The organism is Stenotrophomonas indicatrix (genome assembly GCF_002750975.1).
Taxonomy (GTDB): domain Bacteria; phylum Pseudomonadota; class Gammaproteobacteria; order Xanthomonadales; family Xanthomonadaceae; genus Stenotrophomonas; species Stenotrophomonas indicatrix.
Map to the genome: position 1 here is coordinate 2,831,935 of NZ_PEJS01000001.1, position 12,361 is coordinate 2,844,295.

Genomic DNA, 12,361 nt, shown 5'->3' on the forward strand with positions numbered 1-12,361 from the left:
GGAAACGGGGGCCGCGCTCAGCGCGGTGGCGGTGGTTCGGTGACGGTCGGCGGCACGGCCGGCAACGGCGGCAGGCGCGGCGGCGGTGCGGGTACTGGCGCACGTTCGCGGCTGCGCTCGATCACCTCCACCTTGGGCTCCTTCCAGGGGCCGGTCACCTTGTAGGTGCGGGCACCGATCTCGCCCAATGGCTTGGACAATACCGCATTGGTGGCTGCACCCAGCGCTGCGCCCACCGGGCCGCCGGCCACCGCGCCGACCACGGTCAGCAGGTTGCCGGCGCGCGGGTTGACGTCGATGGTCTGGTCGAACTGCTGTTTCCGCAGATCGGCCTGGCCACGGATGGTGATGTTCGCTGCCGGCCCTTCGATCAACACCTTGTCGGTACGGGCCATGCCCTCGCCGAACTGCACGCTGCCCTCGACCTGGTTGAACGCAAAGCCCTTGGAGAAGAAGTCGCGGAAGTCGAACATCAGCCGCCGCGGCAGCTGGGCGACGCTGAGCAGGCCCAGCACGCGGCCGGCACCCGGCTCCAGCTCCAGCAGCTGGCCATTGCGGGCATTCACATCGAGCTGGCCCTGCAGGTTGCCAAGCTGGAAGTCCGACGGACCGCCGGGCCACGAGGCCTGCAGCTGGGCGTGGCCGGAGCCGCCGCGCAGCTGGCCGCCGTAGTCGAGGTTCTGCAACAACTCGCCCAGGTCTTCACTGCGCACCTGCGCATCAAGCGCGGTTCGCGAACCGCCACCCTTGCCAAGCCAACGGCCACGGATGTCGATCTCCTGGCTGGGGGCGCGGAACTGCAGTTGCTCCACGCTCAGGCCATTGACGATCGGCCGCGTACGCAGCACGGCCTGGCCCAGCACGACCTTGCCGAACTTCAGGTCGGCGATGTCCAGTGCGAACGGCGGCAGCTTGGCCGGGTCCATGTCGTCGGCACCGGCCTGCACCCGCGCCGGTGCCGCCGTGGCTCCGGGAAGGGTCGGAAGCGATTGCCAGTACACGCGCTCGAGCTGGCCGCTGATGGTGCCGCCATCGGCGTTGGGTACATTCAATTTGCCGGCCAGCGAGGGGCCATCCAGGCGCACGTCCAGCGCCTGCGGGCCAGGGCGCAGCTGCAGGCGGGTCTGCTCGAACACGCCGCCGATCAGCATCAGCTGGCCGACCTGCACGTCCACGGCGCGCAGCGGCATCGGGTCGCCATCGCCACCGGCGCCACGGGCCAGGCCGATCCATTCCAGCGCATCCAGGGTCGGGCTGCGGCCATTGATGGTCAGCCCGCTGGGCGGTGGTTCGCGGTCAACGTGGTCGCTGCCCAGGGTGACCTGAACGCCGGTCTGGTTGTTGTGGCTGCGCGCGGCCAGCGCCAGGCGCTGGCCGAACGCCACATCGATGCGGCCGGCGCCCATCGGCAGCTGTGCGGCCACGGTGGTCGGCAGCGGTTCGTTGGCCGGCTTCTGCAGCGGTGCCGGCAGATCCAGGCGGGTGCCCAGCAGATCCGAGCGCAGGCGCAGCTCGCTGGGCGGCGCTGGTGCACCCGCCGCGACCTTCGGCAGGTTCACCGCGATGGTCCACGGCGAGGTACCGTTGATGTAGGGCTTCAGCCAGGCCATTTCCGGTGCGCGGTCGATCAGCACGCCCGCATCGAGCGTGGCGGCCAGTTCCGATTCGAAGGCCAGCTTGGGGTCACGCACGAAACCACCGGCGCGCAGGCTCAGCCGGCCGTCCTGGCCGAGGTGGCGCACGGCCAGTTCCTCGGCGGCGAAGCCGGCGTTGCTGTAGCGGGCCTGCCCGCGCATGTTGTCGAACTCCAGCTGGAAGCGCTTGTCGACCAGCTTCAGCCCGGCCAGGTCCACCGTGCCCTGCAGGTGGCCGCCGCCCTGGTCATGATGCAGGGGCTGCAACAGGTCGAAATGCACGTTGGCCGGCCCGCTTGCCGCGAGGTTGTCCAGGGTGTCGCCGTATTCCTTGTGCAGCGGGCTCTGCCGCAGCATCGCCAGCAGCTTGCCGGCGTCGCCCTGGCTGTCGGCGCGGACGTACAGTGGCTGCTGGCCGAAATCCTGGATGCCGGCTTCGAACGTCTGTACTGCCACGCCGGCCAGATCGCCGCTCCCCTGCATGTGGAAGCCAGGGCCGATGAAGGCGACATCGGCATCGACCTGGCCCATCAACGGCCAATCGTGCTGGAAGCGGATGTCACCCTTGCTGATGTGGCCGGTGGCCTCGAAGCGACCATCGTTGTTGTCGAACGGCCAGTCGTCCAGGTCACCACTGACCAGGCCGATGCCGTTGCGCACCTGGCCGCCGGCCAAGGCCATGTCCAGCCAGTCGGTGGCGCCCTTGCTCATTCTGGAATGGATCCAGAAACGCTTGGCCGCGGTCATCGGTACGTCGTCCAGCTTGGCCGCCAGCTGCATCCACGGCCGGGTGCCATCGCCCTGGAACCAGAGACCACCGCGCACGTCGGCAGCGTAGTCGGTGCCTTCCACACGCATCGCCGGGGTGCCGATGCGCCAGCCGCCGGCCTCGTCACGCCAACCGACGATCTGCCCGGCCAGGTGCAGGTCGTGACGCACGCCGAAACCGGTCGGCCAATCGAACTGCAGCTGGCGCTGGGGTTGCAGCTGCAGGCTGAAGCCGTTGGCATCGCCCTCGAAGCGGCCGCCCAGGCCGCGCAGGCCCGGCGAGTTGCCAACACTGGCAAAGCCCAGCGACTGCAGTTCGCCCTGCACCCACAACGGGCCATCCTGCTGGCCGCGCAACTGCAACTGCGCCACGTCCAGCTGGGGCTTGGCCAGGTACAGCCAATGCCGCAGGCCCGCGTCCAGGCGGTCGCTGAGCGCCAGCGCGCGCAATGCGGTACCCACCTGCGCTGCTGCGGCCTGCACCTGCATCTGCTTGCCCACCCGCAGTTGCAGCCCGTCCAGCTGCTGCTGGCTGCCATCGGCCTGCAGGCGCAGGCGCGGCACCTGCAGCGCCCAGCCTTCTGCCGTCCGCTGCCAACGCAGGCGCGCCTGCAGCCGTTGCAATTGAATTTCCGGACGCGCCACGCCAGGCATCGGCGCGCCTTCGACACGCAGATCACGCAGGTCCGAATCGGTGGTCAGCGCCACCGGGGCGAAATCACGCAGGGTCAGCCACAGGTTGAGCTCGCCCTTGCCCTCGCGCAGGCGCATGCCGCCGGCCGCCAACAACGGCGCCCAGGCACGGAAATCGATCGGATCGGCGCCTACCCAGGCCTCGCCGTTGCCGCGCTGGCGATCCAGGTCCAGCACCGCCGTCAGCGGCAACGCGTCGGTCTGTGCCCAGGCACGCACGCCCACCCGCAGGCGGTCGCCATCCACGCGCAGGCGCAGGTCGATGCGTGGCAGGGTGGCGTCGACACCCAGTGCTGGCGCATGCACGCCGAGGCGGCCACCAATCACCTGCAGTTCGCCCAGCCGGCGCAACGCATCCAACGGATCGCCGCCAGCGCGGGACTGCGGCAGGCCGCGCACCGACCAGCGGCCATCGGCGGCCTGCTGCAGGTCCAGCGCCAGGCCGCGCAGGCGCAGTTCGGTCAGAGAGCGGCCCGGCAACAGGCCGCTGTACATCGACACCAGCACCTCGGCATCGCCGATGGCCAGGCCCTGGCCCGCGCCGATGCGCAGGCCCTTCAACTGCAGCAGTGGACCACGTCGGGTCCAGGCGGTGTCCAGGCGTTCGAAGCGCACCGGTTGCCCGGCGCGCGTGCTCAGCCAGGCCGCGATCCGGTCCGGATGGCGCTCAGCCAGCGGCAACAGCTGGCTGAGGGTGCCGACCAGCAGGGCAAGCCCGACCAGGCCAACCGCGCATGCGGCGATGAAATGACGGCGGATCCTTCGCAGTCGCAGGCGCGGCGGCGCGCTCATCGGCCACCGAAAGCAGACAGTCGGCCTGGATCAGAGCAGAACAACATCGAACTGCTCCTGCAGGTACTGCTCGTCCGCCTGGAAGCGGATGCTCTTGCCGAGGAACTCCTCCAGCTCGGCCACGGCCGTGGATTCCTCATCGGTGATCCGCGCCACCACCTTGCTGGACGCGATAACCAGCAGGCGCGCGGCATCGAACTGGCGCACCGCGCGGGTGATCTCGCGGAAGATCTCGTAGGTCACCGTTTCGGTGGTCTTGATGGTGCCGCGGCCACTGCACTGCGGGCAGGTTTCCGACAGCTGGCGCTCCAGGCTTTCCACCGTGCGCTTGCGGGTCATCTCCACCAGGCCCAGCGGCGAGAAGTCGTACACCGTGGTCTTGGCATGGTCACGGGCCAGCGCCTTTTCCAGCGTGCGCAGCACCTGGCGGCGATGCTCGGCGTCATCCATGTCGATGAAGTCGATGATGATGATGCCGCCCAGGTTGCGCAGGCGCAGCTGCCTGGCCACCGCCTGCGCGGCCTCCAGGTTGGTGCGGAACACCGTCTCTTCCAGGTTGCGCTGGCCGAGGAACGAGCCGGTGTTGACGTCGATGGTGGTCATCGCCTCGGTCTGGTCGATCACCAGGTAGCCACCGGATTTCAGCGGTACCTGCTTGTCCAGCGCACGGCCGATCTCGTCCTCGACCCCGAACATGTCGAAGATCGGACGATCGCCGCTGTACAGCTCGATCTTCTCCGCCAGCACCGGCATGTACTTGGCCACGAACGCCTGCAGCTGGGCGAAGGTCTCCTTCGAGTCCACCTTCACCTTGTCCACGTCCTTGCGGATCAGGTCGCGCACCGAACGCAGCGGCAGGCTCAGGTCTTCATAGATGTTGCTGCACGACGCCGCCTCGCGGCCGCGGCGCTCGACCACGTTCCACACCCGTGACAGGTAGGCGATGTCTTCGGCGATGGCCTCGGCCGGCTGGCCTTCGGCATTGGTGCGCACGATGTAGCCGTAGCCGCCGTGCTGGGCCGACAGTTCGGTCACCAGCGCCTTCAGCCGCGCGCGCTCGCCTTCGTCCTCGATGCGCGCCGACACGCCCACCACCTTCGACTGCGGCAGCAGCACCATGTAGCGGGAGGGAATGCTGATCTGGGTGGTCAGGCGTGCGCCCTTGGTCCCGATCGGATCCTTCACCACCTGCACCACGATGTCCTGGCCGTCGCGCAGCAGCTCCACGATCGGCACGCTGGACGGCGGCGGCAGGGTCGTGTTCTCGGTATCTGCGCTGGCCACCGGCGCCGGCCGCACCACGTCGTTGGCGTGCAGGAACGCGGCGCGCTCCAGGCCCACTTCGACGAATGCCGCCTGCATGCCTGGCATGACCCGCTGCACCTTGCCCTTGTAGATGTTGCCGACCACACCCCGGCGCCAACCGCGCTCGATGTGCAGTTCCTGCAGCATGCCGTTCTCGATCACCGCGACCCGGGTTTCGCGCGGGGTCACATTGACCAGGATTTCCTCAGACATCGGCAGCCTCCCTGGCGGCATCAGCAGTTGGGGCCAGCACGCCGCAGCGGGCCAGCAGACGATCGGTATGCAGCAACGGCAGCCCCATGACACCGGAGTAGCTGCCGGAAAGGTGTTCGATCCAGCGCTCGGCACCGCCCTGGATGGCATAGGCACCCGCCTTGTCCAGCGGCTCGCCGGTGGCGACGTAGGCAGCGATGTCGGCGGACTCGATGGCGGCGAAGGTGACCTCGGAAACAACCAGTTCGCTGTCCAGCCCGCGCGCGTCCACCACCACCACGGCGGTCATCACCTGATGGGTGCGCCCGGCCAGCCGTGCCAGCATCGCCCGCGCGTCGGCGGCGTCGGCCGGCTTGCCGAATACTTCGCCATCGAGCACCACTTCGGTATCCGAGCCCAGCACCCGCGCCTGCGGGTCATCGGCCAGCACCCGTGCCAGGCCGGCGCGCGCCTTGTCGGCGGCGACCCGGCAGACATAGTCCTGGGCACTTTCAGAGGCCGCGCGCTGCTCGACGACCTCCAGGTCCAACGCCTGGAAAGGGTGTCCGAGTCGGGCCAGCAGCTGGTTGCGTCGGGGGGAGCGGGAAGCAAGATAGAGCATCGACACAGCATAACCTGACGCCGGTACCTGAATCGTCGGACAATCCTTCCCCGGCGCCTGCAACCCCGAACGGACTCACAACGCGTTCATCGCTACGACACCACCCTCACCGCCACAACAAGGAGATCCCATGCGTCGCACCGCCACCCCGCTGCTGCTTGCCCTGTCCCTCGCTCTTGGAGCTTCGATGACCGCCCATGCCGACCCGTCGTCGCCGTCGATCGCCGCCGCGGCCGAAGGCACCCTGCTGAACATCTCGGCCAACGCCGAAGCCACCCGCGTGCCGGACGTGGCCACGCTGTCGGCCGGTGTGGTCACCCAGGCCGCCGACGGCAACAGCGCCATGCGTCAGAACGCCCAGCAGATGGACAAGGTCCTGGCTGCGATCAAGGCCGCCGGCATCGCCGAGCGCGACGTGCAGACCAGCGGCGTCAGCCTCAACCCGCAGTACCGTTATGCCGACAACGAAGCCCCGAAGATCACCGGCTACCAGGCCAGCAACACCGTCAGCCTGAAGGTCCGCGACATCGCCAAGCTGGGCAAGGTGCTGGACGTGCTGGCCGCGCAGGGCGCCAACCAGATCAACGGCCCGCAGTTCGAGATCGACCAGCCCGAGCCGGTCTATGACGAAGCGCGCCTGGCGGCACTGAAGAAGGCCCAGGCCCGTGCCCAGACCTATGCCAAGTCGCTTGGCCTGCAGGTGCGGCGCATTGTCAGCATTTCCGAGAACGCCGGTGGCGGTTTCCGCCCGATGCCGATGATGCGTGCGCAGGCCGCCGGCATGGCAATGGACAAGGCCACCCCGGTCGCCCCGGGCGAGTCGACCGTCTCGGTGAACCTGGACGTGGTGTTCGAACTGGGCCGCTGAGGCGCCTTCCGTTCAACCGACGGCGCCCTGCGGGGCGCCGTTTTCGTTTCCACCGCCGTCGTGCCGGCAGCGTTACATGAAGGCCAGCTCAACGCTGCCGCCCCTGCCTCTAGGCAGTGGTGGAGGCGGCGCGCTAATGATTGACTGCCAGCCGCGTGCGGCAACCCCGATGGCGGCCCTGGTGCGTTGAGGACTTCGACACTGGCATGGAGGTGGACCATGGTTCGTACGTATCCCGTAGTACCCCTGCACTTCGATCCCGCCCGCGTTGCCGCCTGGAGTGCGGCCATCGCCCTGCATCTGCTCGCGTTCCTGTTGTTGCTGATCCCGGCGACCTACCAGGCCATCACCGCGCTGCCGCGCGATCAGACCACGGTACGGTTCATTCCCAGGGAAGAGCCCAAGCCGATCGAGCCGCTGCCGGTGCCGACCGAGCCTGAAAAGGTGGAGGTGGTGCACAAGCGGCAGGCCACGCCGGTGCCCGCACCGCTGCCGACGCCCACCGCGACCGTCGAGGAGGCCCAGGGCATCATCCTGCCGGCGGCCGAGCCGACCGCGGTGCAGGCTGCGCCGACCATTGCTCCGTCCACGCCGCTGGCCGGCGCCCAGCTGCAGTACCGCAGCAACCCGCCGCCCAGCTACCCGATCCAGGCCCTGCGCAATCACGAACAGGGCACGGTGCTGCTGCGGGTGGAAGTGGACCCCAGTGGCCAGCCGGTGAACGTCAGCATCGAACGCAGCAGCGGCTCGCGCAGCCTGGACCAGGCCGCCCGCCAGCAGGTGCTGCGCCACTGGCGTTTCGTGCCGGCCGAGCGTGATGGCATGGCCGTTCCCGCCATCGGCATGGTGCCCGTGCAGTTTTCCCTGCCCGACTGAGCCACGGACCGGCCCGGCAGCTCGCCGGGCCGGTCACAACGGTGAATGGGCCCGAACAGGGCCAAGCTGCCCGGTTATTTGAACTTCGTTGGAAAACCGTTACGAATTTAGTAAAACTTCACACCTCCGTCACCTGCCGGAAACCTAGATTGACGCGTCCCGGGACACACCGGAGACAGCCCTCAATGCTCGAGTTTTCCAGTCAGGAGAGAAGCTGTGAAACACCCGATCCAACGGCCCGCCAGCCGCCGCCGCAACCACCTGGCAACGTCCATCACCCATATCCTTACCGGCGGCGCCCTGCTGCTCGCCGGGGCCGTGGCTTCCTCTTCTGCATTCGCGCAGGAACAGGCCACCAACCTTGACCGGATCACCGTCACCGGTTCGAACATCCCGCGCACCAACACCGAAACACCGTCGCCGGTGCAGGTCGTGACCCGCCAGGAAATCGATCGCACCGGCAAGACCACGGTGGCCGAGTACCTGCAGACCCTGACCGCTGACGGTTCCGGTTCGATCCCGAAGACCTTCGGCAACGGCTTCGCCGGTGGTGGCGCAGGCATTTCGCTGCGCGGCCTCGGTGCCGGCTCCACGCTGGTGCTGTTGAACGGCCGCCGCATGGCGACCTATGGCCTGGCCGATGACGGCCAGAAGGTGTTCACCGACCTCAGCACCATTCCCCTCGACGCCGTCGAGCGCGTGGAAGTGCTGAAGGATGGCGCCTCGGCGATCTATGGCTCCGATGCCATCGCCGGCGTGGTCAACATCATCCTGCGCAGCGACTTCCAGGGCGGCATCCTGCGTGCCTCCTACGGCACCTCCGGTGATGGCGACGGCAATGCCAAAAAGGCCACCCTGACCGCCGGTACCGGCGATCTGGCCACCGATGGCTGGAATGCGTTCTTCAGCCTGGATGTCGGCAAGACCGACGCGATCAAGATCAGCGACCGCAAGAACCGCAAGTGGATCGGCACCGGCGACATCCGTCCGTGGGGCTATGGCAACAATGCCCAGTTCCTGGGTGGCGCCTACCTCAATAACCGCACCAGCGGCGGTGTCGGTCCGAACGGCTCGGTGTTCGACGACCGCGTTCCGCCTGGCACCTCCGCGCAGCTGGTTCCGCTGCCGGGTTGCCAGGGCCTGACCACCATCGGTGGCCAGACCGACGCTTCAGTGGCTGCCCAGGGCTGCCTGTGGGATCCGAACCAGCAGTACCGCGACCTCACCCCTGAAGAGAAGTACGTCAACGTGTTCGGCCGTGCCAGTTTCGCCTTCGGCGAAGGCGGCGAGGTCTACACCGAGATCGGCTACTCGAAGAAGGAAACCACCTTCAGCAACACCCCGTCCGGCGTGTCCGGCAGCTGGGGCTACCCGGAAGGTCCGCGCAATGCCAGCAGCGGTCCGGGTGCTGTGGTGCTGTCGCCGACCCACCCGGACAACCCGATCCAGGGCCAGGCCTCGCGCCTGCGCTATTCGGCATGGGATGTCGGTCCGCGCGTGACCAACAACACCAACGAGTTCAACCGCTTGCTGGTGGGCGTGAAGGGCAACTGGGGTGACTGGAGCTACGACACCGCCTACCTGCACTCGGGCACCGACCTGACCAACAAGCGCACCGGCTTCCTGCGTTACAGCGCTGTGCAGTGTGCGTTGGGCAACCCGAACTGCGCCGGCGGCGTGTGGCGCATCGGCGACAACGCCAACCTCAACTCTCAGGCGCTGTACGACTACATCTCGCCGCAGATCAGCGCACGCGCCAAGTCCAGCCTGGACATGTTCGACTTCACCATCTCGCGCAGCCTGATGGACCTGAAGGGCGGCCCGCTGGGCCTGGCCTTCGGTACCGAGTGGCGCAAGACCAGCAACAGCCTGACCCCGCAGACCTACACCGACCAGGGTGACATCATCGGCCTGGGCTATTCGGCCTATGACGGCACCCAGAACGTGTATGCCGGCTACGTCGAGCTGTCCGCGCCAGTGCTGGAGCAGTTGGAACTGTCGGCCGCCATGCGCTACGACAAGTACGAAAGCGGTGAAGGCAAGGCCACGCCGAAGCTGGGCGTGAAGTGGACCCCGGCAGACTGGATCGCCCTGCGCGCCAGCTACGCCGAAGGCTTCCGCGCGCCGAACCCGGCCGAGAACGGTGACGGTGGCCTGGCTGCCTTCTCCAACGCCCGCGATCCGGTGCGTTGCGCCGCCAGCCCGGCTGCCGATGTCGGCACCAACTGCAGCTCGCGGCCGGTGGCGATCATCACCCGTCCGAACAAAGACCTGAAGCCGGAAGAGTCCAAGAGCTACTCGGTCGGCATCGTGCTGCAGCCGACCTCCAGCACCTCGCTGACCGTCGATGCGTGGCAGATCAAGCGCACCAACGAAATCGCCCAGGGCGCCACCGCTGATGCCATCGCCGCCGGCAACGTGCTGCGTGACATCGACCTGATCAACGGCATTGCTGGCACCGGCAGCATCCTGGCGGTCAACACCGCGTACATCAACGCGGCCTCCACCCGCGTGCGCGGTATCGACACTGATATCCGCCAGACCTTCGACATCGGTCCGGGCCAGCTGGAGATGGACCTGCAGTGGAGCCACGTGCTCAAGTTCGAGCGCACCGACGCTGACGTCACCGTCGACTACGCCGGTACCCACGGCAACTGCGACGTGACCAACTGCATCGGCACGCCGAAGGACCGCATCAACTTCGGCACCACCTGGAAGCAGGGCAACTGGAGCGTCAGCGGCGTTGCCAACTACATCTCGAAGATGGACAACAAGGACTTCCGTGGTCCGGACGGCTCGTACCAGTTCTCCTATGCCGACGGTACCGACGTCACCAAGATCTCCTCGTTCACCACCTTCGACCTGTCCGGCCGCTGGAACATCACCGAAGCCTTCGAGCTGAACGCCTCGGTGGCCAACGTGTTTGATCGCATCGCTCCGCTCGATCCGACCACCTACGGTGGCGTGAACTACAACCCGCTGCACTTCAGCGGTGCCATTGGTCGCTACTTCACCGTCGGCGCCAAGTACACCTTCAAGTAATCCTGCTGCAGCGTCACCCGCAAAGGCCCGGGCTCACGCCCGGGCCTTTGCTTTTCTACACACCCGTCAGCGTCCATCATGGGGGCACCTTCTCCTGCGACAGGCGCGATGCCCTCCTCCACTCAACGCCTTGGCCTGGCCGCACTGACCGCGCTGGTGGTTGGTTCGATGGTGGGCGCCGGCATCTTCTCGCTGCCGCAGAACGTGGCGCGCAGCGCCGGCCCGGCCGCCGCGCTGATCGGCTGGGCGGTGAGCGGTGCCGGCATGCTGATGCTTGCCTTCGTGTTCCAGGCCCTGGCCAATCGTCGCCCCGACCTGGACACCGGCATCTATGCGTATGCGCGCGAAGGCTTCGGCAACTACATCGGTTTCTCCGCCGCGTGGGGCTACTGGGTCGCTTCGGTACTCGGCAACGCCAGTTTCTTCGTACTGATCTTCAGCGGTCTCGGCCACTTCGCACCGGTGTTCGGCGAAGGCAATACACCGGCCGCCATCGCCGCATCGTCGCTGCTGCTGTGGACCGTGCACCTGCTGGTACTGCGCGGCCTGCGTACCGCGGCGATCATCAATGGCCTGGTCACCGTGGCCAAGCTGGTGCCGATCGCGCTGTTCCTGGTCCTGGCGGCCGGTGCGTTCCGCATGGACGTCTTCCGCGCCGACTTCTTCGGCGCTCCCGCGCTGGGCGACATGGGCCAGCAGCTGCGCGGGATGATGCTGGTCACCGTGTGGGTGTTCATCGGCATCGAAGGTGCCAGCATCTATTCGCGGCGCGCGGCACGACGCGCCGATGTCGGCCGCGCCACCGTGATCGGCTTCATCGGCGTGTGGCTGCTGCTGGTGCTGGTCAGCCTGCTGTCGATGGGCGTGCTGTCGCAGGCCGAACTGGCCGGCCTGCCCAATCCCTCGATGGCCTATGTGCTGCGCGCGATCGTTGGCGAATGGGGAGCGACGGTGATCATCATCGGCTCGATCATCTCGGTACTGGGCGCGCTGCTGGCGTGGGTGCTGCTGTGCGCCGAAGTGCTGTTTGCCGCCGCTGGCGATGGCACGATGCCGGCCTTTCTCGGCCGCGAGAACGCGCGCGGCGTGCCCGCCAATGCGCTGTGGTTGAGTAATGGCCTGATCCAGCTGTTCCTGCTGCTGGTGCTGTTCAATTCGGGCAGCTACACCAGCCTGGTGCTGCTGGCGGCGTCGATGAGCCTGGTGCCGTACTTCCTGTCCAGCGCATTCGGTGTGAAGCTGGCCTGGCAGGGCGAGGCATACGCCAGCGCGGCCGGCGCCCGCTGGCGCGACTTCATCGTCGCGCTGCTGGCCAGCGCCTATGCGTTGTGGCTGGTGTATGCCGGTGGCCTGGACAACCTGCTGCTGTCGGTACTGCTGTATGTGCCGGGCGTAGTGCTGTACGCGTTGACTCGACGCCAGCGCGGCGAGCGGGTGTTCACGCGCTGGGAATGGGTGCTGTTCGGCGCGATCCTGGTGGTGGCGATCGCTACGCTGGTGGCGTTCGCCCGTGGCGCGCTGACCTTGTAGTCCCGTGTCTGTTGTCGGAGGATCTCGCGCCATGCATCC

7 protein-coding genes are annotated in these 12,361 nt (G+C 67.5%); 4 read left to right on the top strand and 3 right to left on the bottom strand.

Annotation, left to right across the window (positions count from 1 at the left end; translation table 11 throughout):
* Positions 1–17: 17 nt before the first annotated feature.
* Genes CR918_RS13160 through CR918_RS13170 form a run of 3 tightly spaced genes read right to left on the bottom strand, consistent with a single transcriptional unit; the run spans position 18 to position 6,006 of the window.
* A complete protein-coding gene (locus CR918_RS13160) occupies positions 18–3,887 on the bottom strand; it encodes a YhdP family protein (protein ID WP_099843234.1) in 3,870 nt (1,289 codons plus the stop codon).
* Between the two features lie 30 nt (positions 3,888–3,917).
* The gene (gene rng, locus CR918_RS13165) at positions 3,918–5,405 is read right to left on the bottom strand and encodes a ribonuclease G (RefSeq protein ID WP_025879287.1); all 1,488 of its coding nucleotides are present in this window, start codon (positions 5,403–5,405) and stop codon (positions 3,918–3,920) included.
* Complete coding sequence (locus tag CR918_RS13170; protein WP_093821177.1) at positions 5,398–6,006, bottom strand: Maf family nucleotide pyrophosphatase; 609 nt, start codon at positions 6,004–6,006, stop codon at positions 5,398–5,400. Before CR918_RS13170 ends, rng begins: the two co-directional genes overlap by 8 nt.
* Positions 6,007–6,136: 130 nt before the next feature.
* On the opposite strand from CR918_RS13170, the gene CR918_RS13175 reads away from it, so the two are divergent.
* The 4 genes from CR918_RS13175 to arcD all read left to right on the top strand — a co-directional run bounded on the left by CR918_RS13175 (position 6,137) and on the right by arcD (position 12,322).
* Positions 6,137–6,874, top strand: coding sequence for an SIMPL domain-containing protein (locus tag CR918_RS13175; RefSeq protein ID WP_099843236.1), 738 nt, complete (start codon positions 6,137–6,139; stop codon positions 6,872–6,874).
* 219 nt (positions 6,875–7,093) lie between these two features.
* Entirely contained in the window at positions 7,094–7,750 is a 657-nt protein-coding gene (locus CR918_RS13180) for an energy transducer TonB (protein WP_025879290.1), read from the top strand.
* Positions 7,751–7,966: 216 nt separating this feature from the next.
* Positions 7,967–10,792 (top strand): TonB-dependent receptor, encoded by a 2,826-nt coding sequence (locus tag CR918_RS13185; protein WP_025879291.1) that lies wholly within the window; start codon positions 7,967–7,969, stop codon positions 10,790–10,792.
* Positions 10,793–10,900: 108 nt separating this feature from the next.
* Positions 10,901–12,322, top strand: coding sequence for an arginine-ornithine antiporter (gene arcD / locus CR918_RS13190; protein WP_099843238.1), 1,422 nt, complete (start codon positions 10,901–10,903; stop codon positions 12,320–12,322).
* Positions 12,323–12,361 lie beyond the last annotated feature (39 nt).